This window comes from Leptospira soteropolitanensis (assembly GCF_026151655.1).
GTDB classification, from domain to species: domain Bacteria; phylum Spirochaetota; class Leptospiria; order Leptospirales; family Leptospiraceae; genus Leptospira_A; species Leptospira_A soteropolitanensis.
This window is the reverse complement of the sequence record NZ_JAMQPN010000001.1, coordinates 32,288-53,941: the sequence shown is the minus strand read 5'-3', so window position 1 is coordinate 53,941 and position 21,654 is coordinate 32,288. Positions and strand designations below refer to the sequence as shown.

Sequence of the window (21,654 nt, the reverse complement as noted above, 5' to 3'; positions counted from 1 at the left end):
TGAAAGATTAAAAAGAAAAAGTAAAGGAACATGATAACTTAAAATTAAAAATATGGATCTCTTTGTCGTTTCCTTTTTTGATTTTAGAAACAATCTAAAATTCTTTCTATATATTTTTCCTTTTGAGAAATGAGGATTCTTTTGGGATGGATTTAGAGTGTGTCCCAGATGAGAAAAATTCCAGAATTATTACTACCTGCAGGAAATTTAGAAAAATTAGAAATTGCTTATCTTTATGGCGCAGATGCCGCTTATTGCGGAGTGCCTCGGTTTTCGCTGCGTGCGAGAGAAAATGATTTTACGATGGAAAATTTGGAAAAGGGCGTCGCACTCGCAAGGCAACTTGGTAAAAAAATTTATTTTACGGTCAATAACATCCCAAGAAATTCAAAACTTCCTTCTTATCCTAAATATTTGGATCAAATGGCAGCATTAAAGCCAGATGCATTGATTATGGCAGATCCAGGACTAATTCTCATCACAAAAGAATCTCATCCCGAAATTGACATTCATATATCGGTTCAAACAAACACGATGAATTATGCGGCTGTTAAATTTTGGAAAAAGTTTGGCGCCACACGTGTGATACTTTCACGTGAAGTTTCTATTTCTGAAATTGCTGAAATTAAAAACCAAGTTCCTGAAATGGAAATTGAAGTTTTTGTTCATGGGTCGATTTGTATTGCTCATAGTGGTCGATGTTTTATGAGTAACTATTTCAAAAAACGAGATGCCAATCAAGGTTCTTGTAACAATGCATGTCGTGATTTGTATAAAGTGTTTGTCACAAATCCCAAACAGAACGATGAACCTATGGAACTCATTACTGATGAAGAAGGAACTTTTTTAATGAATTCGAAAGACTTACGTGCGATCGAATTCTTGCAAGAGTTATGTGATGCTGGCGTTGATTCTTTGAAAGTAGAAGGTCGAACAAAAAATGATTATTATGTAGGAATGGTGGCTCGTAGTTACAGGAATACATTAGATAATATTGCACGAGGAGAAGGTTTTGATCGAAAGTGGTTAGAAGAATTGGATAAAGTTTCTTCTCGGAAATATTTTTCTGGTTTTTTAAGTCGTGGGATGGAAGACAAAATTCCTGAAGAGGAAAGGGACTTTCAAAACAATGAATTTGGCACTAGTTTGCATATGAGTCAAAAGTATGCAGGTTTAGTAAAAGAATATAAACCGGATACAAAACGTATTGTGATTGAAGTTAAAAATAAAATCCAAAAAGGCGATTTGATGGAAGTCATCACTGCCATTGATTCTAACCCTACAACCTTCACCGTTGACCAAATTTTTTATAAACAAAATCCAGTAGAAGTGATTAGCGGTGGGATGGGAACTGTGGAGTTGGAAGTTCCTTTTGCCATTCCTTCGAAGTCGTTTTTAAGCAAAAAAATATAAGGATCTTTTGGTGTTGGACTTGCCCTAAACATGAGAAACTTTTCAGTGAGAACTGTTAAGTGTAAATAGAAACAAGTAGGGTCTTACGTGAAAAAATTGATTAAATTGATGATCTTCATTTCTTTTGCCTTTCTTTTACAGTGTGGCAAGGAATCAAACGGAGAAACTTCTGCACCCGCGGAAGCAGAATTGCGTTCTATGGACATGCCAATGGAGAAAAAAATGGCTCCTGGTTCTTCAAGTTCGCAAGAAGCCATAGAACCTCCGTCAGTTGAAAATCAACTCGGACAGGTATTTGTTCCCATCCAAAACACCTCAGAGCGATTACTCGAATACCAAGTTCAATTAAGTTACCAAACTCAGGATTTGATTAAAACTAGAAAAGACATCCTTGGTTTTATCACAAAGTATGGTTATATCGAAAGCAGTTCCGCAGTTAATACAGATGCACCATTTATGAGTTTGCGAATTCATATAAGGTCAGAAAAATTATATGAGGCTTTGATTGAATTAGATACATATGGAGTGTTACTCAGTGAAGATATAGCAACTGTGGACCATACAGAAGGAATGGTTTGGCAAAAGATCAAATCAAACCGTGAAAAAATTCGTTTAACACGACGAACGAGTGCAAACAATCAAACATCCGCAAATTCTAAAAATTGGCAGGCGATTGAAGAAGCTGTAACAGATAGTGAAAACAATTTGGATCATGCAGAACACGAAATTTGGAAAATAAAGGACAAAGTCAAATGGGCCACGTTGAGTATCAATTTTTCAAGTCCGATTCCTCCAGATAAAATTCAAGTTCCTACATATAGAAATGCTTTTGTTGGGATTTTGAACGTATTTTTAGAGTTAACCTACTATTTGATTTGGATGATTCCCTTTCTTTTGGTGGCAGTGGTTATCTATTTTCCCATAAAAAAAATTTACAAAAAGTTCCAGAAGTAAAAATGGCTTTGTAAATCATTTTATTTATTAATTGTTACTTTAGATTATTTATCACAACTTCCGGAAGAGAGATTAAATTCTTTTTTCTCTTCTGGATCTATAATTGATTTTCCATAATTACTTTGGAGTTTGAAGCAACTCATCCTGTTTTGTATTCCTTCTTTTTGAAAACAATCACAAACAGCCGATACTTTTTCTTGTGTTGTAAGATTTGTATTAATTTCTTTTGATCCAGCTAATTCTTGTTCGCACTTCTGTATGTAAGATAGATACAAGTCATAAGATTTGGATCCTTTTTTTAGGGTTGAAACATGCGTTTCTCTAAGGGTCAAACATTCCTTTTTATTTGATTCGTTTTGTGGTGTTTTTCCATTTTTTAGACAATCGCAAAGTGCTTTCGCCTTGGATTCAGGATTTGCAATCAAAGAAGTTTCAATTAAGAATAATAAAAAAATGATAGTTTGTTTTTTCATTCCAGTGATTGTAATTTATTAAATGAAATGTCAATTAGGATTGTAGTTTTCCAATTAGAGAACAAGATTCTTTTCTAAATACAAAGATCCATTTCACAATGGAATAGGATGGATCTTTGTATTACCTTTTTATAAGTTAAAGTGTAGACACCGGATAACTACGGATCCATTTTTCCGATTTTTCTGGATCATCATAAAAATGTTCTGATGTCCTTCCGAATCTGCGTTCATATTCATTGATTTTATAACTATCATGATGGCAATGAACAGCGGCTAGGCACTCCATCCCGTTTTCAGATGTTAGCTTTAAATCTTTTGCTTCTTCGAATAAATCTAAATATCCAATCCGCCAATTGTATTTGCTTAAGAGAAGTGGGATGATGTCCCGGTAGGCTTTGTGCGCAGAGACGGAAGTAGGATTGAGTCCATAAAGGTTGACAAAGATTTTAAATTTTGCTCCGGCTGGAATTGAAGAGAAGGTTTTTTCTAAACTTTGTTTCCATTCAGAAACTTCTGCTTCAGATATGGCCCCAGAAATGCGGGTTATGACTAAGTTGGAATCCTTTTCCCATTTAGTATAGATTTCATTTTTCATATTTCTTGGACTTGAGGACTTACCCTTATGTTTTGAAAAAAGGATTTTTCTTTAGAATCGTTCTAGGTAGATTGCCAAAAATCAAAGATTTCAAACTCTGTACAAAAAGCATGGGATTATGGTCTTTCCGTATATTTTGATATACTAAACCATCTTCAGCACAAATCCAGAGGAAATTTTATGCAGCGTAATTCGATTAAATTCATTTTGTTACTGAGTGGTGCATCCATTCTATTGGTTATCAGTTGTCTGGTTGGAACTGTTGCCTATTATTTTGGACAAAAAAAAATACAAGAAGCTTATGTCGGACAAATGCAAGGGACTGTTGCCATTGTTGGCCAATCAATAAGTGACTTTTTTCAAAGTCACGTCAATGTAATTAAAACTGTTGCAAAAGACCAAAGGACGATAGCTTCTATCAAAACAGGAAAACCTCTTGCACAATCATATTACAAAGAGCTTACCGACCTCTATAAAGTTTACGAAAATATTTATACTCATACTTATGATAATGATCCTCGTGTCGTAACTGATGCAACTGGTAAAGCTATCGGATGGAAAATGAAACCGGCAGATATGGATCCTGCCGAACTGAAAGCTGGTAAAGAAAAAAGACATTTTATTGGAAAACCACTTTTAAATCCACTTACAAACAATCCTGTCTCAACAATTACTTACCCAGTTTATGAAAATGAAAAGTTAATTGGAAATTCAGGAATTGCACTTTCATTAACCGATCTAACGGATTTAGTAATTAATAAAATTAAAATTGGTCGCGATGGTTATGTGTTAATTGCTACGACTGAAGGACTCCTAATTGCATTAAAGGATAAATCTCAAATATTAAAGTATGATTTTTCGAAAGATGAATCAGGCGCACGTATGTTAGCATTAAAAAAAGGTGAAGTACTCGAATTTGATTATTTAGAGAAACCTCATATTGCTGTAAGTTATCCATTAAAAGAATGGGGAGTAGTTATACTTGCCATCCAACCAAAAGCAGAAATTAAAGAAGCACTTTTCGATTTAATGACGACCATAGTGGTTTCGTCAATTTTCATTGCATTGGTATCAATTTGGCTATTGTATGTATTGCTTAGCAAACGATTGAATCCATTGGAAGATGTTAGTGGAATATTTAAAGCTATGGCTGAAGGAGATTTAACTTCTTCCATTAAAGTTATTTATGATGATGAAATTGGGAGGATGGGCAACGGACTCAATGCTTTTATTGCAAGTTTAAGAAAATCTTTTGAAGAAATCCAAAGGATAACGATGGAATTGGCTTCTGCATCAGAACAACTTACTTCATCTTCCAATAATTTTGCAACTGGCGCTCAGTCAACAGCAGCTTCTTCAGAAGAAATGTCCGCTACCGTTGAAGAAATGTCAGCTGGTATGGAATACATCGCTGCTTCAACAGAAAGGCAGTTTGGAAACTTCACAAACTTTCATTCCAAAATTCGCGAATTGTCTGAAAGTATTCGTAAAATTGGCTCAGAAATAGAAAGCACTTTGAAGTTAGCAGAATCTATTTCCAACCAGGCCAAAAAAGGCGAAGAGTCAATTCAAGGAATGAGTCAAATGATCGAGAATATCCTTCATTCCTCAGGAGAGATGACAGCCATCATTCAGATCATCAACGAGATTTCCGACCAAACACAACTATTGGCTTTGAATGCTGCGATTGAAGCGGCAAGAGCAGGTGAGGCGGGAAGAGGGTTTGCTGTGGTTGCTGATGAAATTTCTAAACTCTCAGAAAAAACGGCTTCATCCATTAAATCCATTGCTACAATGATTACAAAGAACAATAAAGAATTAGATTCAGGTGCCAACGCCATTCGTTCTTCTGCTGAGATTTTACGTAATATCATCCAAAATGTAGAAACAGTAAACTCAGCAATGAATAAACTATATTCAATTACATCCGCACAAGAATCTATTAAACGAGAAGTAGATGAAGGTGCAGAACTAATGGGGCAGGATGCAGAATCGATTAAACTCTCCACGAACGAACAGAAAAGAGCAGTGAGAGAAATTTCTGAAGTCATCATTCAGATCAACGAACACACGTTAAGTACTGCTTCTGGTTCAGAAGAAATGTCCTCTTCTGCGCAAAATTTAGCATCTACTGCAGAAATTTTAAAAGGAATCACTGACCGATTTAAGTTATAAAAAATAGTTCGACAGAGAATCAAAATTTGCCATAGTATTTTTACCAAGTAGTCGTTTAGGGGATTCTATGGCTAATTTCCATAAAGTTTTAGTCTTTTTCTTTGCGTTTGTTTTTTTCTTCCAATGTTTCGGCACTCGCCGGCCCATCGATCCTTCTTATATTGATCCGCAAGGAAATCTGCGAGATGCAGTCGTTGGGAAAAAGTTTATGGTGGCTACAGGCAATCCGCTTGCTACGAAGGCTGCTATCAAAGTATTGGAAAGTGGTGGCAATGCAGTCGATGCAGCAGTGGCAGCATTGCTTGTGTTAAACGTAACTAATGGAGAAGCCGCAAGTTTTCCATCGGTAGCTCCTACCTTAATATATGATCAAAAAACGGGACAAGTAAAAAGTTATATAGGAGCTGGTACGGCCCCAAAAAAAGCAAACATCGATTGGTTTAAAGAGAATGGATACGATGTGATGCCTAAAAATTCCATTTTAAGTCAATTATTGCCAGCTTCTCCAGATGTCATCGTACGTTTGTTACAAGATCATGGAACAAAATCGTTTTCTGAATTAGTGCAACCTGCGATCGTTGCTGCTGAAGTTGGGTTTCCTGCCAATCGCATCCTTGTCAAAAACTTAGACTTACCATTTTATAAACGTTTAGGTTTTACCATTATCATGCCGTATAATTCCGAAGTGTATTTGGAAAAAAAATGGTGGTATGGCATTCGAGAAGGTGAATTAACCAAACGTTTGGATCTTGCGAAAACTTGGCGATCTATGGCGAATGAAGAAGTTATATCTCTCAAAAAAGGAAAGACCAGAAAACAAGCTTTGGAGTCAGTAAGAGATTATTTTTACAAAGGACCGATCTCTGATGCAATCGTTAAATTACATACAGAAAAAAATGGATTATTCACGAAGGAAGATTTAGCAAATTATTCGGGTGGTTGGGAGAAACCAGTTTCTGGTGAGTTTGGAGAATATAAAATTTTATCCAACCAAACTTGGACTCAAGGCCCAGTAGTTCCTATGGTTTTGCAACTGTTAGATGGTATAAACCTAAAAGCTCTGGGCCATAATTCACCTGAATACATTCATACTGTATCACAAGCGATTGAACTTGTTGTTGCAGATAGAGAAAAATACTTTGGAGATCCGAAATTTTTAGATGTTCCTTTGGAAGGTTTATTATCTAAAAAGTATGCAAGCCTAAGACGGAAGTTAATTCAAAAAGATGCCTTTGGAGCAACTCCCCCTTTTGGGAATCCTTGGACGTTTGATTCTAAGAAAACAACCTCTTCCAATAACCAATCCTATGAAACCAAAGACCAGGATGTTAGTGAAATCAAGTATGGAAAAGATACAACTTATTTGAGCATCATAGATGCGGAAGGTAACGCAGTTTCTCTTACTCCAAGTGATTTTCCTCAATCACCAATGGTTCCTGGTACAGGATTAACATTGGGTATACGAATGACTCAGTTCCGATTGGATCCAAACCATCCATCTGCTCTAGCCCCTGGCAAACGACCAAGAATCACTCCTAACCCAGGTATGGTTTTAAAAAAGGGAAAGTTATGGATGAGTTTTGGAACTCCGGGAGGAGATGTTCAAAGCCAAGCTATGATCCAATTCTTTTTGAATATCATAGTTTTTGGAATGGATCCGCAAAAAGCAGTGGAAGCACCTAGATTTCGTTCGGTGAACTGGCCGGATAGTTTTTCGCCACATACATACAGACCTGGCGGAATTGAATTAGAAGAAACGCTATATACTTCCGTTTCTGATTCTCTGAGAGCAAAAGGATATAAAGTTTATAAAAAAGGTCATTTAGACAATGATTTCGGTGCAGTATGTGCAGTGTTAAATGATGAAAAAAAACTAATTGGTGTGGCAGATCCTAGAGAAGAGTCTTGGGCAGAAGGAAAATAGTTTTTAAATAATGACAAAAATACTTCTGATCGAAGATGAACCAGGAATTCAGGAAACCATTCAAATAACATTGGAGTCAGAAGGGTTTTTTGTAACTCTCGCTTCCACTGGAAAACAAGGAATACAACTACTTTCAAAGGATCTATCTTTAATAATCCTAGATATTGGATTACCTGACCAAAATGGATTTGAAGTATTAAAAGAAATTCGGAAAAGACAGCAAACTCCTGTTATATTTTTAACTGCAAGAAATACAGAGATTGATAAAGTATTGGGTTTGGAGATTGGAGCAGACGATTACATTGTTAAACCTTTCAGTCCCAGAGAGCTTTTGGCAAGGATACGCGCTATTTTTCGAAGGACGATTATACCACAATCGATAGAAGAATCTAAATTTAGCATTTCATTGGACAAGAAGTTAGTTTATTTGAATGGAAAAACATTAAACCTTTCTCCTTATGAGTACAAAACGTTGGAGTTGTTTTTTAGGTGGCCCGGTCGAATTTTTACTAGAGAAGAAATAATGGACAGTGTTTGGACAGAACCAGAAGATAGTTTCGATCGCGCAGTAGACACTGTAATTAAAAACATCCGTGCTAGGATTAAGGAATTGGAACCAGACTTCGATCCCATTGAAACACGAAGGGGACAAGGGTATGGGTTAAAGGAAAAGATATGAGCCTTTGGATTCGAATCATGATTAGTTTTTTTTTATCCTAAGCATTGGTTTCTATTATTTAATCGATAAAACAGAAGATTCAATACGACCTCGTTACATGGAAACTGTAGAGGAGTCGTTAAATGACACAGCTCATATTTTATCTGCGATTGTGGAAGAACAGTTGATTCAAAATCCACAGGCATATTCAAAGTTTAAAGTTACCTTACATTCCATTTTTTTTCCTGTTTTCAAAAATACCCAAAAACGGTCTTTTAATGCAAAAATTTATTCTCTTATAAAAACCAATACTGACATCCAAGTTTATATCACGGATGAAAAAGGAATAGTGATTCTTGATTCGGAAGTCTATCGGGAAGGTCTCGACTATTCAAAGTTTAACGATGTATATCTGACTCTACAAGGTAAGTATGGAGCAAGATCTAGTAAACTTTTGGATAAGGAAGGTGAAGGGGCTCTATTTGTTGCTTCACCCATCCGATACAAAAACAAAATTGTTGGAGTTCTTACTGTGATCAAACCCAAAACCGGTGTGATTCCTTTTATCGAGGAAGCAAAAAGAAAGTTTTGGCGTATTTCACTCCTCGTGGCTTCGTCGATTGCGCTTTTATTTAGTTTACTTGCGTATTTATTTTTTCGACCGATTTTACGCCTTTCCCAATATGTAAGTTCTCTTCGAAAAAAAGAAAATGTTATATTTCCGAAAATCGGAATTCGTGAGTTAAATGAATTGGGAAAAGAAGTGGATTTATTAGTCCAAGAAATTGAAGGTAAAAAATACATAGAGTCTTATGTCCAAACCTTGACACATGAAATTAAAAGCCCTCTTTCTTCTATATTGGCATCTGTAGAACTTTTACAATCCCATCCAAACGAATCTCTCCGACTTACCAAAAATATTCATGAGGAAGCAAAACGAATTCAAAATCTCATTGAACAAATGTTAGAGCTTTCTTCTCTTGAGGGCAAAAAACATATCTCACTGGATGATCGAGTCCTTTTATACGATTTGGTTCAGGAAGTTCTATCAAATTTTAAATCCGAAATAGAGTGGAAGTCGCTTCAGGTATTAGTTCTATGTGAAAATAGAAAATGGGAGGTAAAAGGAAATCGAAATTATTTATATTTGTCCATAGAAAATATAATTAGAAACTCAATCGATTTTGCAAATAAACAAGATGTTATCAATATTGAAATAAAAGAAGAATTGGAAGGTTTTCTTAGGTTTTCTGTTTTAGATGAAGGAAATAAGATTCCCGACTATGCGTTAGATCGGGTAACCGAAAAATTTTATTCTTTGCCAAGACCAACGAATAACCGTAAAAGTTCTGGTTTAGGTCTTAGCATTGTAAATCAAATTGTGGATCTACATGGAGGTAAATTAGAGATCCAAAATCGGGAACCTCGTGGAGTGTCTGTATCGATATGGTTGCCAAAAAGCTAGACCCTCACACAATCCTCACATTTAGAACATAAAAGACTCACGATAAAGATCTATCCTAAGGATAGGAGATTTTTTATGAGTAAACTACAAACATCTGTCAACCTTCGTTTGGTTATCCTTGGAGGTATGGTTTTATTATTTATCATACCTTTGGCAATGATTGGTTCTTTAATCGAAGAAAGAAATACAGCTAGAAACGAAGCTGTTATCGAAGTTGGAGAAAAATGGGGAACGAATCAAACGGTAATTGGTCCTATTTTAATGGTTCCTTATAACGTAAGGATTCCAAAATCAGGTTCCACAAAAGAAAAAGATAAATGGGATTATATCACAGATTATGCATATTTTTTACCTGATGAATTGGATTCGGTGGTTGATATGAAAACGGAACTTCGTAAAAGAAGTATATACGAAATACCATTATACACGAGTAAGGTGAAAATTGCCGGAAAATTCTCATCGATTTCGTCCTCTGATTTTCCTAATGACACTACATACATTTATTGGGATGATACGCGGTTGATTCTTTCTGTTTCAGATTTGAAGGGGCTTGGTGGAGAAATGAAGTTAACTTGGTCAGGAAAAGAAAAAAAGTTTTTGCCAGGAACCAGATCCTCACATTTACAATCAGGACTTAATGTTCCAGTTTTAATTACCGATTCTGGTAATTCCATTCCTTTTGAAATCCAGTTAGAAGTGAAAGGATCGGAATCCTTTTCTATGATTCCTATTGGAAAAAAATCTAAACTTTTCATGAGTTCTGATTGGAAAGATCCGTCCTTCAATGGAAATCTTTTGCCAAAAGACAGATTGATTCAAGAAGATGGGTTTTCTGCAGTGTGGGAGTCAACTTATTTTGCAAGATCCTATCCACAAGTGATTCATTCTATGGATGACTCTATTTTAAACACAATTCTGAATTCAGGATATGGAGTGAGTCTTGTGATCCCTGTAGATCATTATCTAAAGATGGAGAGATCTGTAAAGTATGGACTTCTATTGATTGTTACTAGTTTTGCTTTATTCTTTCTAATGGAAGTGTTTGGTGGAGTTTTGTTACATCCCATTCAATACATTTTAATTGGATCTGCAATGGTTTTATTTTATATTTTGAATTTGTCTTTTTCAGAACACTTTGGTTTTTTATTAGCCTATATTGTTTCAAGTACCGCAGTAACTGGACTCATCGGTTATTATGCAACCAACGTTCTAAAAAATAAAAAAAAGGGAATCATCACTGCTCTGTATTATTTGGTTTTGTATTCCTTTTTATATGTGATTTTAGCCTCCGAAGAACAAGCATTAATATTGGGATCTTTAGCTCTATTCTCAATTTTGGCAGCGGTGATGCATTTTACCCGTAAGGTGGATTGGTATCAGTTTGGATTGAAAAAGGAAGTCTAAGGGAAATATAAAGAAAAGAACCATCTTAACTGAAGTAAATGGATAAAAAACCTAACAGAGAACTTCATCTCTGTTAGGTTTTATGGACTATTCGTCGAAACTTTTAGAAAATTCAAAAGTGATATTCATAGAACCGAATTCCATTCTTTGTTTTTGAGAACTTTCTAATGCTGAATAAACCATTGTAGATGGGATATCATCATCTACATAAAGAAGGTATTTTTTGTATTTTACGTTATATCGTTCAATTGTATAACCCCATCTGGTAGCAAACCAAGAAGAGAATCGAAATACAAAGTCTAATGTTGTTTTTTCTCCTGTATAACTTACTAAACCTTTTGAAAAATCAAAATAGCCAAATAATAGATTAGTATTTCTATCATTTACCAAAACGATATCAATTGTTGACCTAGTGTCATTTCCTGAGAGATTATAGAATTGTTTTCCAATATGAATTTCAAACCAACGTAATGGTTTAATTTCAATATGGATTCCTGGCACAGTGCCTCGCACGTTCATGCTAAATTCTCTATTTCTAGGGCCAATGAGTGGAGGAAAAAGATCAAATAACAAGTAGTTATTTTTTGTGTTTTGTTCGATATCAACCTGCCTCAAACTAAACCCAATATTAAAATTAGGAGATAAAGGATGAAAATAAGCTACACCTAAACTAACATAATCTTCTTTGAATTGTAAATTTCTCTGGTCGTTTTTTCCGGCTTTTAAATTCACTAAGGATCGAGTTTCATAAAAAACTCGGAACTTATCCATATAACGATATTCAAGTTCATGTTGAACAGAAATCGCATTATAACCATCATTTTTTGCAAATGCTCTAATCGCAGTATTAGTATCATATCCTTGAACTAAAATTGAATTAAAGTTCTCGTAACGTAAGTAATCCATGACAGGAAAATTGATTCCGCCATAACCTTCATTGCGACGAAAATAAATTCTATGTTTATCAGGTTCCCTTACTTTTGGTAATTCATGTGTTGAGTCAAAGTCCTTGGAGAGAATACTACTAGAATATAAGCAACTAATCCAAAGAACAATAATGAATATTTTATGGGACACGGTCTATTCTCCCCAGACTATCACACATTCTCGATAAAAAATACCGAATGGCAGAATAGTCAGAGATTCTCTATCGACGACTGCAATCTTTTGAATATTTGCATGCTGAGATGCTTCCTCAATGGAGTTCCCCGCACCATAAAAGAAAAGGTTCACCACAAATCCAGAGAAACTACAAGACTTGCCTGATTTCTCTAATTTAGCAGATGTTACCATATTGCCAGTGGCATCACCATTTAAATGTTGAGTTGTGTATGTGAAATAATAACCAGGAATAGGAGTTGTTACACAATTGATAACAAATAATAAACTTAGGATTGGAAGGAATAGATATTTCATAATTATTCTCCGTAAACGATCGTACAATAAGATCGATAAACACCAGTTAGAAATGATACAGTCGAATGATCGATAGTAGCGATTTTAATAATTCCATTTTGTTTTGCTACAGAGCCTGCACCGGCGTCTCCGAAACTAAAAAGATATAAAACTGTAAATTGGCATCCAACGCCTTCTTTTATAGCTTTAACGTTATTTTCTGGATTAAAAGTTCCGGCAAATCTTGTTGAGGTTAGTATATAACCATGCGTAGGTCCAATTGCACAATTTGTGAGCAGGAATAAACTAAGTAAAAAGATAAAGATAGGTTTGATTTTCATAATTAATACCGTTTATGATCCTTTAACAATGGTGCAAAATCTATGATAAATTATACCCATAAAAATCCCCACTTGTTCGTAATCCAAATAAGCTACTTTCGTAATGTTTCCTGCTCTTTTTGCGGCCTCGATGGTGGAATTTCCTGACGAAAATAAATGCAGAACCGACTGACTACAGCTTCGTCCCTCTAAATTGCCTTCTGTATTTAATCCAATAGGTCCAGGAACATATGTTTTGTGATAGATAAATCCACCCTTGAGTAATACCGATGGTGTTGCATATTCTCTTGTCGGGTTTGTATTGGCATTCGGAACATAAGTAGAATGTATTGAAGCACCAGTACAGTTGATGGATAATAGAATCAAATTTATTGCGATAACAAAAATTATATTTTTTTTCACATAACTCTCCATATGATTTTCTGACAGTAGTTATATTTTTCTATTTTATGTCAATCGACTGGTGATTTCTTTGAATAAAAACTAACAGCAATACTGTGGCAAATTAGGAAAAACCATAATATTAAATAAAACTAATGGTTTTGTTTGGGTTTGTAGCTTAATGTTGATATTGTGAGGATGGGTGGATTTTTAATTTTATTTAAAGTCTTGTTTTGAAATGTTTTATCCTTCTTGGACCATTTCGAAACCATAGCATTTTCTCCCCTTACTTACAAAAATCCCTAGATAAACATTTTTTTTTACAAACTATCTCATTCTTTTCGTCCAATACATTTTAAATGAAATTGATTTTTGAATCATTTGGGTCCATTGATTTAGGAATGGAAATGAAATTTGTTCTTGAGAAGGGATTTGGGAATGATATTTCTTGGTTACTATTTTAGAATTTTTCTAGTTGCCTTAGGGACGTTTCTTGCCAAACGATCCATTTCCTAAAGTATGACATTAAAATTAGTCTAGGTATAAAGAAGGTTCTGTTTGATCGCTAAAATTTTTTCCCCAAATAAGGTGATGACCATTTCCGAAGACCTTTTCACGGAAGTGATGTTACGGAACAACAAACGTATGTTCATGTCGTTTCTTTCGATCCTGGCTCTTGCGAATGTAGCAACATTATCCATCAAAATAGCCGGGAAAGGCTCTGATTATTTAACCTATCAGAGCATATTGATAGAATTTGTTCTGGCAACGTCGATATTGATCGTTGGTTTTTTGCTTTCCAGTAGATTAAAAACACATTGGTCTTCGAGTTATATATCCATTACCGGTGTGACATTATGTTTGCTTGTGTTTCAGTATGTAATTTATGGTGCGACGGAACTTGCTGCGACTTTTTATATTTCGTTTGTACTCAGTGTTTTATATTTTAATCGAAATGCCTCTATTTATAATTTTATTTTAATAATCGTTTCTGAGATTCTTTTGTTTTCCTTTAGACCAGAACTAATACCTGGTGGACCCAAAAGTAATATTATTGTTAGGTTTTTGATTTTTGTATGGGTTGGTATTGGAGCGACAGTTGGAGCAACCGCAACGAGAAATCTACTGAACTTAGCTGTTGAGAAACAAAAAGAAGCAAAAAAAACTTTAGACAATTTAATGAATATGGCTAAGACCATTCTTCAAACCATTGATCTTATGAAAGAACAAATCAGAAATCAGGATACTATATCAGATGAGCTGAAACATATATCGGAACACCAAGCGTCCTCCCTATCTGAAATTTCGACATCTTTATTGGAATTATCTTCAAAAGCAGACTCAAACAATAGAATCGCCAAATCCTTGTACAATGAATCAGAAGTTTCGATTCAATCGGTAAATGATCTAAAAGCAATTAATGAAACTGTTCAAACCGGGACAGGAAGAATTTATAAAAATTTAGATGTAGTTATGAGTTATTCGAATGATACATCGGAACATATTCATCTTTCAATCAATAAGTTTAATATTTTACAAGAGAAGAGTACAGAAATTTCGGATTTTGTTTCAGTGATTAACGATATTGCAGATAAAGTAAATTTGTTATCTTTAAATGCGGCCATTGAAGCTGCAAGAGCCGGCGAACACGGTCGGGGATTTGCTGTAGTAGCGGAAGAAATCTCAAAATTAGCGGAAGCAACAACTCGAAACTCAAAAGAAATCTCTAAAATCATCCAAGAAAATCTTTCTCTGATTGGAGAAAGTAGCGAACTCATCAATCGATCTTCTGATCTTATGGGAAAATTAGACACTGCCATTGGAATCATCAAAAACGAAATCACCGGTGTAGGTTCTAAAATTGTGGAAATTGATAAGGCAATCGAAACGATCGACAACTTAAATACAAGGATTTACGAAACCAGTAAAACCATCGAAAATTCGACAAATTTCCAAAAGATCGCAACGGAAGAATCTACTAAAATTACAGCGAATATTTCCGAATACGCTGCCAATATAGTCGAAATTTCCAAACAAATTTCGGATAGTAGCAAATCTACCGGAGGAATCATCGTTCAGCTTGATTCTTTGGCGAAAGAAATGACAAATTAACATTGTATTTGCGGAAATTTTTAAATTCGCACCAAGGCATTCGGTTTTAGCCCCCAATAGATAAAAAGTGAGTGAGAACTCATTTCCTGGTTGACCGATTTTTTTTAGTACGTAATGTCCATCATTTGTGTACTTCCCTAGGTCAATGAATCGATATTGCAGCCATGTTCTTTTTTCCTTACTGGTTAGTTTTTGTTTGGTGACGCCGAGTTTCCTTTTGGCTCAGGAATACGTTCCCAGTGCTGGCTGCGAAAAAGATCCTCCTCCCAAAAATCTTCCCTTCCCTATGGATGTAACCAAACAACTCTGTAAAAAAGATATAGAGGACAAAAGAGAAAGTTGGTATTTAACTGGATTGCCGCTGATCAATTCTGACCCGAACGAAGGGATTGGTTATGGAGCTCGTGCCTATGTGTATGATAACGGAAAAAAATCTGACCCACTTTTTTATTACACACCTTATCGTTCCCGCGTGTTTGCTCAATATTTTAATACCAATAAAAATGCGCAGTACCACCAAGTTAGTTTGGATATGCCATTCATTGCGGATACACAATGGAGGCTACGGGCAGACCTCTTTCTTACGATCACACCAACTACACTGTATTTCGGTATTGGCGAAGATACAATGAAACCTTTGTCCTATTTGGATCGTAATCAACAAGATGGAAGGCATATCATCAATGCGAGTTATATCGATCAGGAAAATAACCTAGCTTACTATCGACCAGGAACTAGGTCAGACCCGATTAGTTTCGGAGGAAAAACCTATTCTGGATTTCCGCCAACTCCTGGTTATGTTGTAACAGATAAAATGTACAACCGTTATATTATAGAAACTCCAATGGCCACTACAAGTACAGAGCGTTCATTTGTTGGTGGGACTGTCAGGCTTGTCGCTGGTTTAAAATTTTCTAACAATATTGTTAGAACCTATGATGGTAAGTTGGCTCGTGGTGTAGATCCAATTCTTGGTGGGGAACATACTGCAGATGTACCGAATGGGAAAACACGCCTTACAGAAGATTATGAAGCAAAAAAAATAATTGGGTATAATGGTGGTTATGTGAATGCTCTTCGTGTGGGTTTAGTATACGATACTAGAGATTTTGAGCCAGATCCGAACTCAGGAATTTTTGCAGAGGCAACCTATGAAAAACACACCAAGGCCATCGGATCTGATTACGATTATCAAAAATACTTTGCTCAGACTAAGTTGTTTTGGAGTCCTTTCCCTAAGGTTTTTGATAAATTAGTCATCGCCAATCGATTTGGACTAGGTGTCACCGATGGAGAAGCACCTTTTTATGAGTATAGGAATATGTGGGGAACAGAAGGACTTGTTGGGGGACTCGGTGGACTTAGAACACTAAGAGGTTTCAAACAAGATCGATTTGTTGGCCGTGCAATGGGTTGGGGAAATACGGAGATTCGTTGGAAATTTGCAGAGGCCAAATTTGGAGATGAATTTTTTGCCTTTAATTTAGTTCCTTTTTTTGACTATGGTCGTGTATGGGACGACGAACATAAATTAGGTTGGAAAGGGTATGCTTATTCGCGGGGGATAGGCTTGCGAATTGCTTGGAACCAAGCAACAATCATTATGATTGACTATGCGAAATCAAGAGAAGATGAGCAGCTATTCGTCAACTTTAGCCATGTTTTTTGATTTAAACTATTGATTTTAAATATTCTTCAGGACTTAATCCTATTGTGTTTTTGAAATCTTTTATAAAATGAGACTGATCGTAATAACCAAGATCTAAAGCCATTGCTGCATAATGAATTTTTTTTTCTTTTTCAATGAGTTCGGCTACCTCTTGGATTCTAAATCGTTGGATTACCCATTTGGGACTAACTCCGACATATTCCTGAAAGAGCCTTTGTAAATTGCGAAGACTCATTGAAAATAGTTTTGAGACTTGGTCTACTGATTGGATGGACCTATCTGATTTTACTCTATCTATAATATGATTGATTATTAATACTTTGGGATCTTTTTCGGGTAGAATAGTTTCTAACCAAGTTTCGATGATTTTAATTCTACTTTCGTCATCTTCTTTTTCAAAGATACTGGATTCGAGAGAAAGAATATTTACTTTAGTTAGATCTGAAATAGGTATCGTTTTATTTGTGAGTATTGAGATGTTTTTTTGTAAGAAGGGGAAAAATCCTCCAGGCCGAAATTTGATACCGAATACAGAACCTTTTCCTTGTAATAAGGTGGAAAACCTGCCTTTGGTAACTCCAAAAATTTTCGAATTTCCCTTTTCGAATACAATATGTATGCTTGGATAGGGAAGCGTTTCGGCAAGATAGGGATCTTTATTAGTTAAATCCCAACTAACAGTCCAATAGTGCTCAATAAAAAAATCTAGATTCTCATTGGCAAAAAACCGATTGTGTTTGGCAATCAGGTTGGCTTTGGATTGGCGTAGAACTCCGCGGGTCGGTTTTCCTTTTTCCTTCACCATACAACTTATTTATTGTTTTGTCGCTTTTTTACAATCCAAATCTTTTCTTATTTGTTATCTTTCTTGTAGGAGTAAAGAAAACAATGAATACCACAAATCAAATGAATCATAATTTAACATTGAGTCTTACAAAAACCATTCCCTCTAGTCTGGAACGCATTTGGGAAATACTGACAACCCCAAAATACATTAAACAATATTTGTATGATACTGATGTTATCTCTGAATGGAAAGAAGGCAGTTCCCTTATTTTTAAGGGAGTTTGGGAAGGAACTCCTTATGAGGAAAAAGGAAAAATAATCGTACTGCAACGTCCTCAAACATTTAAATATTCTTATTTTAGTGAATTTTTTGGATTACCTGATCTACCTGAAAACTACTCCATTATAGAAAATAAGTTAACATTCGCAGACGGTTTTGTGACTATCCACTTAACTCAAACTGGTTTTACCGCAGAAGATAGACGAGAACATTCTTTGCAAAGTTGGAAACAGTGTTTAGATATCATAGAAGGCATTGCCAAAACATTGAATTAAGAACTATGTGATTTGATAAGAGAAATAAATGTTTTGCATTATATAGAGGGTCTGAAAGAATTTTGTCCTAGAGGCTCTCGGCGAGAAATCAAAGGTAGTTGTCAGTTTTGATCCAGAAAATGAGAATCTGGAAGAAATGCAACGCGGCGGATGGCAAGCCATTCTAGATAACTTTAAAAAGTATGTAGAGGCCAATTGAACCTTTCTTCTGGAATGAGGGTAGATTTTAGGGTTTTTTCCTTTATTAAAAAAAATGATTTACGCGGTTCCCATTCGCCTTCTATTTTTAATGATTTTTTCGTCTTTATGTATGTATGTTTTCTGCGAATGCAAAGATTAGAAATTACATTCGGGAAATTTCTCTCCAGACCTTTGTATTTTTAATTTATCTCATTGCAGGAAAACTAAGTTTAACCCTTTCCTCCATTGATGGTTACAGCACGCCCATTTGGCCTCCAGCAGGTTTTGCCCTTGGCTTTGTTTTGTTATTTGGCAATCGTGTTTGGTTTGCCCTCTTCTGTGGTGCTTACTTCACCAACACGACGCATCTTCCAACCTTAGAAACCTTAACGCAGTTTTTAATTTCTGATCCACAGAATTTAACGATATCGTTAGGAAATTCAACTTCGGCATTGTTAGGTTCTTTTCTATTAAAAAAATATTCAAAATCAAATTTGAATATTTTCCAAGCAAATGAGATAATGCATTTTTTTGTTTTTGCGGGGCCAATTACAGCTCTAGTATCTTCTGTGATCGGTAGTTTATCTCTATTATATTTTAAAATCATTTATTTCGAATTTCTTTTCCAAACATGGATCACTTGGTGGATGGGTGATACGATCGGGATTATCATTTTTACTCCGTTAATGGTTTTGATTTATAAATGGTATAAAGGTGAAGAAAAACTTTTAAGATTAATTATTTTTGCATCCGCAACAATGAGTACTTTTGTTTTTACATTATCGATATTCTTTTTAACCCGCAATTGGGAAAAGGAATTTATAAAGTATCGAATTAAATCGGATGGTCAAATTATTTCAGCAGGAATAGAAAACCGATTGTTAGAAAATTTAAGAGTACTAAAAGGTTTGGGTACTTTTATCTCTCTAACAAATAACTTAAACCGTAAATACTTTGAAGCTTTTTCTAAAGGTTTTTTGACAGATTCTGACAGCGTAACTACATTATCATGGAATCCTTGGATTAGTCATTCTTCACGATCAACGGCAGAGGCTAATTTAAAAATCGATTATCCAGGTTCCATTGGAATTTCAATTCAAAAGGATCGAAAATTATATCCATCGCCAAAATACGAAGAGTATGTATATATTAAATATATATTTCCATATGCAGAAAATAAAGATGCCATTGGATTCAATTTACTTTCAGACATGACAAGAAAAGAGGCACTTCTCCGCGCCAAAGAAATGTTTGGAATTGAGATGACTGGAAAAATCAACCTTGTCCAAGTTGCAGAGAATAATGTAGGTTTTTTGGTTTTTTATCCAGTTCGTAGAGGGACTGGAGAGTTTGGGATGGCTACCGCTGCGATTCGTATTTCAAAAATCATAGATAAAGCATTAATTGGAAATGATCAAAATCATTTGTGCATAAAAATTGAGGAGAAAAGTAGCCTTTATCACCAAGAAATTTTTTCGAAAAATTGTTCTAATATGAAGGAGAAAATCTTTTCTGATTTTTTTTATGAACATCAACTGACGATCGGTTCTCATATTTTAAAAATCAAAACAGTTGCAACTAAAGAATATTTTGACAAGAATCTAACGAATGCATCTCGTTTTTTACTAATCATCTCATCTCTATTAACTGGATTACTTGGTATATTGCTTCTTATCATTATGGGAAAGGAAAAAAGTATTCAGGATATTGTTGAAAAAAGAACGTTTGAGCTTGAAAAAGCAAATCGAGTTAAGTCTGAGTTTTTAGCAAATATGAGCCATGAAATTCGCACTCCAATGAATGGTGTGTTGGGTATGTTGACCCTTCTCGAACAAACTAACGTCGATGCTGAACAAAAAGACTACTTGGATAATGCAGAAAAATCAGTCTTATCTCTCCTCACTATTATAAATGATATATTGGATGTTTCTAAATTAGAGAACAAAAAGTTAGAAATTGTTCCAAAACCTACAAATATAAATAAACTATGTAAAGATATAACTAACTTGTTTTTATCGGATGCAAAGAAAAAGAATTTGAATTTGAGTTTGAATGTAAATGATTTGGAACCAAATCTATTCATTCTGGTTGATGAGAATCGGCTTCGACAGATATTAATTAATCTAATTGCTAATGCTATTAAATTTACAATGGCTGGGTCAGTAAGTTTGAATGTTCACCTAAGTGAGGACAAGAAGTTTATTATTTTTGCAGTTAGAGATACCGGGATTGGCATTTCAGAAGAAAACATTAACAGGTTATTTGATCGATTTGTTCAATTGGAAGATTCAAGAACCAAAAAATTTGAAGGTTCCGGTCTTGGTCTTTATATTTCAAAACAACTAATCAATTTGATGGGTGGTGATATAAAAGTATTTAGCATTTTAAATGAAGGATCAACGTTTCAATTTTATATTCCATTCCAAAGGACGGATCAAAGAGAAGAAAATTTGGGAAACGTTAATACTATGTTCGTAAGTTCCGAAAAAAAATTTCATATTTTGATCGCAGATGACAATTTATTGAATCAAAAGTTCATGGTAAAAATTTTTCAGAAAGAAAAAATGAATGTTAGTATTGCATCCAATGGTCTCGAAGTGATTCGTCTGTTAGATGAATCACTACCACATTTGGATCATCGGTTCGATATGATATTAATGGACATTCAAATGCCAGTTCTGGATGGATTGGAAGCAACGAAACTCATTCGAAAACGAAACGATTCTTATCGAAACATACCCATTATCGCAATCACTGCAAATAGTATGGAATCTCAATTGAATGAATATTTGGAAAATGGTATGAACGACTGCGTCAAAAAACCGATTATCCTTTCTGAACTCCTATCAACAATATATAAAAATATAAACTAACTTTGAATATATAGTATTTTAGTCTGCCTCGTACCTATTTGATTTTTTTGATTTTCATTCGTTTTATTCCATTGACAAAATATGTCTCTTTGGGTTTCTTTAGATTCTATTCCGGGAGGAATGAGGTGAAACTCCTCAACTGACGGTGCAACCGTGAATTCTTATCTGTTTCGATAAGGAAAGTCGGATCTTCCCACAGATGAATCGCCCGTAAACGATCATTTGTACCGAAATTTTTTTCAGGGCCCCGGACTATTTTTACCGGGATACCCACAGCCTCTCCTTAAAGAAAGATGTATGT

Annotated in this window: 18 protein-coding genes and 1 pseudogene; 12 read left to right on the top strand and 7 right to left on the bottom strand. The window is 35.1% G+C overall.

Translation table 11 applies throughout. The annotated features are described in order from the left end of the window. Window positions 1-159: 159 nt before the first annotated feature. Window positions 160-1,413 (top strand): U32 family peptidase C-terminal domain-containing protein, encoded by a 1,254-nt coding sequence (locus ND811_RS00235; RefSeq protein WP_265350911.1) that lies wholly within the window; start codon window positions 160-162, stop codon window positions 1,411-1,413. A gap of 108 nt (window positions 1,414-1,521) precedes the next feature. Further along, window positions 1,522-2,367: a DUF4349 domain-containing protein gene (locus tag ND811_RS00230; protein ID WP_407658863.1), complete on the top strand. Its 846-nt coding sequence runs from the start codon at window positions 1,522-1,524 to the stop codon at window positions 2,365-2,367. Between the two features lie 44 nt (window positions 2,368-2,411). Here the strand turns inward: ND811_RS00230 and ND811_RS00225 are convergent, their stop codons facing one another. Both ND811_RS00225 and ND811_RS00220 read right to left on the bottom strand, forming a co-directional pair. After that, entirely contained in the window at window positions 2,412-2,840 is a 429-nt protein-coding gene (locus ND811_RS00225; RefSeq protein ID WP_265350913.1) for a hypothetical protein, read from the bottom strand. Window positions 2,841-2,976: 136 nt separating this feature from the next. Next, window positions 2,977-3,435 carry a hypothetical protein gene (locus tag ND811_RS00220; RefSeq protein WP_265350914.1) on the bottom strand — a complete coding sequence of 153 codons (459 nt, stop codon included), beginning with the start codon at window positions 3,433-3,435 and terminating at the stop codon, window positions 2,977-2,979. A gap of 180 nt (window positions 3,436-3,615) precedes the next feature. Between ND811_RS00220 and ND811_RS00215 the strand changes: the two genes are divergently transcribed. The 5 genes from ND811_RS00215 (at window position 3,616) to creD (ending at window position 11,061) form a co-directional block, all read left to right on the top strand. Beyond that, on the top strand, window positions 3,616-5,610 hold the full coding sequence (locus ND811_RS00215) for a methyl-accepting chemotaxis protein (protein ID WP_265350915.1): 1,995 nt from the start codon (window positions 3,616-3,618) through the stop codon (window positions 5,608-5,610). 67 nt (window positions 5,611-5,677) lie between these two features. Then, complete coding sequence (locus tag ND811_RS00210) at window positions 5,678-7,534, top strand: gamma-glutamyltransferase family protein (RefSeq protein WP_265350916.1); 1,857 nt, start codon at window positions 5,678-5,680, stop codon at window positions 7,532-7,534. A gap of 10 nt (window positions 7,535-7,544) precedes the next feature. Continuing rightward, on the top strand, window positions 7,545-8,213 hold the full coding sequence (locus tag ND811_RS00205; protein ID WP_265350917.1) for a response regulator: 669 nt from the start codon (window positions 7,545-7,547) through the stop codon (window positions 8,211-8,213). 61 nt (window positions 8,214-8,274) lie between these two features. Beyond that, window positions 8,275-9,657, top strand: a complete 1,383-nt coding sequence (creC, locus tag ND811_RS00200) for a two-component system sensor histidine kinase CreC (protein WP_407658864.1) — start codon at window positions 8,275-8,277, stop codon at window positions 9,655-9,657. A gap of 75 nt (window positions 9,658-9,732) precedes the next feature. Continuing rightward, the gene (creD, locus tag ND811_RS00195) at window positions 9,733-11,061 is read left to right on the top strand and encodes a cell envelope integrity protein CreD (RefSeq protein ID WP_265350918.1); all 1,329 of its coding nucleotides are present in this window, start codon (window positions 9,733-9,735) and stop codon (window positions 11,059-11,061) included. An 87-nt stretch (window positions 11,062-11,148) separates the two neighbouring features. On the opposite strand, the gene ND811_RS00190 is transcribed toward creD, so the two are convergent. The 4 genes from ND811_RS00190 to lsa14 are packed head-to-tail and all read right to left on the bottom strand — an operon-like array spanning window position 11,149 to window position 13,199. Beyond that, window positions 11,149-12,138: a hypothetical protein gene (locus tag ND811_RS00190; RefSeq protein ID WP_265350919.1), complete on the bottom strand. Its 990-nt coding sequence runs from the start codon at window positions 12,136-12,138 to the stop codon at window positions 11,149-11,151. Window positions 12,139-12,141: 3 nt separating this feature from the next. After that, window positions 12,142-12,477 carry a TRL domain-containing protein gene (locus tag ND811_RS00185; protein WP_265350920.1) on the bottom strand — a complete coding sequence of 112 codons (336 nt, stop codon included), beginning with the start codon at window positions 12,475-12,477 and terminating at the stop codon, window positions 12,142-12,144. 2 nt (window positions 12,478-12,479) lie between these two features. Continuing rightward, window positions 12,480-12,797, bottom strand: coding sequence for a TRL-like family protein (locus tag ND811_RS00180; protein ID WP_265350921.1), 318 nt, complete (start codon window positions 12,795-12,797; stop codon window positions 12,480-12,482). Between the two features lie 12 nt (window positions 12,798-12,809). Continuing rightward, entirely contained in the window at window positions 12,810-13,199 is a 390-nt protein-coding gene (lsa14, locus tag ND811_RS00175) for an adhesin Lsa14 (RefSeq protein WP_265350922.1), read from the bottom strand. A gap of 537 nt (window positions 13,200-13,736) precedes the next feature. On the opposite strand from lsa14, the gene ND811_RS00170 reads away from it, so the two are divergent. Together ND811_RS00170 and omp85 are read left to right on the top strand one after the other, a co-directional pair. Beyond that, window positions 13,737-15,290: a methyl-accepting chemotaxis protein gene (locus ND811_RS00170; RefSeq protein WP_265350923.1), complete on the top strand. Its 1,554-nt coding sequence runs from the start codon at window positions 13,737-13,739 to the stop codon at window positions 15,288-15,290. 145 nt (window positions 15,291-15,435) lie between these two features. After that, window positions 15,436-16,959, top strand: a complete 1,524-nt coding sequence (gene omp85 / locus ND811_RS00165; protein ID WP_265350924.1) for an Omp85 family outer membrane protein — start codon at window positions 15,436-15,438, stop codon at window positions 16,957-16,959. Between the two features lies 1 nt (window position 16,960). Here the strand turns inward: omp85 and ND811_RS00160 are convergent, their stop codons facing one another. After that, window positions 16,961-17,764: a helix-turn-helix transcriptional regulator gene (locus ND811_RS00160; RefSeq protein ID WP_265350925.1), complete on the bottom strand. Its 804-nt coding sequence runs from the start codon at window positions 17,762-17,764 to the stop codon at window positions 16,961-16,963. Window positions 17,765-17,847: 83 nt separating this feature from the next. Between ND811_RS00160 and ND811_RS00155 the strand changes: the two genes are divergently transcribed. The 3 genes and pseudogenes from ND811_RS00155 to ND811_RS00145 all read left to right on the top strand — a co-directional run bounded on the left by ND811_RS00155 (window position 17,848) and on the right by ND811_RS00145 (window position 21,353). Beyond that, the gene (locus tag ND811_RS00155) at window positions 17,848-18,300 is read left to right on the top strand and encodes an SRPBCC family protein (protein WP_265350926.1); all 453 of its coding nucleotides are present in this window, start codon (window positions 17,848-17,850) and stop codon (window positions 18,298-18,300) included. Between the two features lie 85 nt (window positions 18,301-18,385). After that, a pseudogene (locus ND811_RS00150) lies at window positions 18,386-18,499 on the top strand (activator of HSP90 ATPase); the annotation flags it as partial. A gap of 115 nt (window positions 18,500-18,614) precedes the next feature. Further along, complete coding sequence (locus ND811_RS00145) at window positions 18,615-21,353, top strand: MASE1 domain-containing protein (RefSeq protein ID WP_265350927.1); 2,739 nt, start codon at window positions 18,615-18,617, stop codon at window positions 21,351-21,353. The last annotated feature ends 301 nt before the right edge of the window (window positions 21,354-21,654 follow it).

Bases quoted from the DNA above. Each gene is read 5' to 3' on its own strand.
- ND811_RS00230 (WP_407658863.1), top strand. From the start codon at position 1,522: ATGATCTTCATTTCTTTTGCCTTTCTTTTACAGTGTGGCAAGGAATCA.
- ND811_RS00225 (WP_265350913.1), bottom strand. From the start codon at position 2,840: ATGAAAAAACAAACTATCATTTTTTTATTATTCTTAATTGAAACTTCT.
- ND811_RS00220 (WP_265350914.1), bottom strand. From the start codon at position 3,435: ATGAAAAATGAAATCTATACTAAATGGGAAAAGGATTCCAACTTAGTC.
- ND811_RS00215 (WP_265350915.1), top strand. From the start codon at position 3,616: ATGCAGCGTAATTCGATTAAATTCATTTTGTTACTGAGTGGTGCATCC.
- ND811_RS00210 (WP_265350916.1), top strand. From the start codon at position 5,678: ATGGCTAATTTCCATAAAGTTTTAGTCTTTTTCTTTGCGTTTGTTTTT.
- ND811_RS00205 (WP_265350917.1), top strand. From the start codon at position 7,545: ATGACAAAAATACTTCTGATCGAAGATGAACCAGGAATTCAGGAAACC.
- creD (WP_265350918.1), top strand. From the start codon at position 9,733: ATGAGTAAACTACAAACATCTGTCAACCTTCGTTTGGTTATCCTTGGA.
- ND811_RS00185 (WP_265350920.1), bottom strand. From the start codon at position 12,477: ATGAAATATCTATTCCTTCCAATCCTAAGTTTATTATTTGTTATCAAT.
- ND811_RS00180 (WP_265350921.1), bottom strand. From the start codon at position 12,797: ATGAAAATCAAACCTATCTTTATCTTTTTACTTAGTTTATTCCTGCTC.
- omp85 (WP_265350924.1), top strand. From the start codon at position 15,436: ATGAATCGATATTGCAGCCATGTTCTTTTTTCCTTACTGGTTAGTTTT.
- ND811_RS00160 (WP_265350925.1), bottom strand. From the start codon at position 17,764: ATGGTGAAGGAAAAAGGAAAACCGACCCGCGGAGTTCTACGCCAATCC.
- ND811_RS00155 (WP_265350926.1), top strand. From the start codon at position 17,848: ATGAATACCACAAATCAAATGAATCATAATTTAACATTGAGTCTTACA.
- ND811_RS00145 (WP_265350927.1), top strand. From the start codon at position 18,615: ATGTTTTCTGCGAATGCAAAGATTAGAAATTACATTCGGGAAATTTCT.